Origin of the sequence: Lactobacillus sp. UMNPBX12 (assembly GCF_002553955.1) — a bacterium.
Taxonomy (GTDB): Bacteria; Bacillota; Bacilli; order Lactobacillales; family Lactobacillaceae; genus Lactobacillus; species Lactobacillus crispatus.
Genome location: NZ_PCYY01000061.1, coordinates 1 through 1,509, shown reverse-complemented (window position 1 = coordinate 1,509; position 1,509 = coordinate 1). Strand labels below are relative to the sequence as shown.

General features: G+C 41.2%; 1 protein-coding gene. It reads left to right on the top strand.

Annotated features, from left to right (window positions below):
* Window positions 1-104: 104 nt before the first annotated feature.
* Complete coding sequence (locus CP363_RS10465; RefSeq protein WP_043921381.1) at window positions 105-1,472, top strand: ISL3 family transposase; 1,368 nt, start codon at window positions 105-107, stop codon at window positions 1,470-1,472.
* Window positions 1,473-1,509 lie beyond the last annotated feature (37 nt).

Genomic DNA, 1,509 nt, shown 5'->3' with positions numbered 1-1,509 from the left:
GGTTCAGTATAAATTCTTGTGTAAATAGAAATTAGATAACAAAAAAAGAAGGGTTGTCCCTTACAATGTTAATAACGACAAAAACATGGGGAGCCCTTCTTACTATGAATTATACAGAACTGTCAGTTACTACTCAAGATGTTATGCCTAACAAAGGTGTCTTATCCTTTAATTCTGGTCTTACCGACTTTATTCAAGTTGGCGAGCCAATTCAAAATGAAGGTGGATTAACCTTTGTAGGAAAGCTAGATGAGCGTGGTGATACCTTCTGTCCTAATTGCTCAAGAAAACTAGTTAAAAATGGGTCTTTAGAATCTACCCTTAAGCACGTCGCTATTGGTGGAGTACACACCAATATCAGAGTGTCCTATGCACGTTTTCGTTGTCTTAACATTGATTGCCAATTCAACACTAGAAGCCAGTCTATCCCTTTTAAAGCTGATGGTTATCGCATCACCAAACCTTTAAAAGAATACACTGAGAAACTGTTAAGCTATGGCCTTACTCTAAAGGCAGTGGCTTGGCTTACTGGCTTGGACAAGATGACTGTAAAGTCAATTCACAAGTCTCTTCTACTGTCTAAATTTACAACTGATGGCAAGACACTCATAAAACCTGAAAGGCAGGCAAAATACTTAGCCATTGATGAGTTTAAGCTCCACGATGGCCATAAGTACGCCACCGCAATCATAGACTGGGAAACAGGGTATATTCTCTACTTAGCCCATGGCAAGAAGAAAGCCGTTGTTTTCGAGTTTATGGATCATGTTGGCGATGAGTGGATGTCAAAAGTTGAGGCGGTGGCTTGCGACATGAATTCAGACTTCGAAGAAGCTTTTAAAGGGCGCTATCCCAAGCTAGACATCGTCTATGATCGCTTCCACATTATCAAGAATTTCAACGATAAAGTGGTTTCAGAGATCAGAAAGGATGAACAAAGACGGCTGGCTGAAGAAGGCTCTCCAGAGGCTGCTAAGTTGCTTAAGAACTCACGTTACATCTTGATGTCTAAGAGGTCCACATTAGTTCAGAAGGACGAGGATGCCCGTCAAGGCAAGCTAGTGTCTACTGCTGGTGAAATATTCAATACACCAGAAATAAAGGCTTATGGCGGTAATGAAGCATGGTATGACGAGCTGTTGGAAGAAAACAAGCTCTTCTTCACAATAGACCTCGTCAAAGACTTGCTAGACCAGGCATACAACTCACATGACGAGGTGGAAATGTGCGTTAGACTTGAAGGGATCATAGACATCTGCAAGGCAACTGAGAATAGCCACTTTATTTGGTTTGCGCGTCTCTTAAATAACCATTTGAGAGGGATCTACACGTTCGCCAAATACGGGATATCAACTGGCAAACTTGAGGGTATCAACAATAAGATCAAGACTGAGAGACGTAAGGGTTATGGGTATCCAGATGATGAATACTTCTTTCTGCGATTAATGGAAATATCCCGAAAGGCATCCTAAATCTCACAGCCGTTTACACAAGAATTTATACTGAACC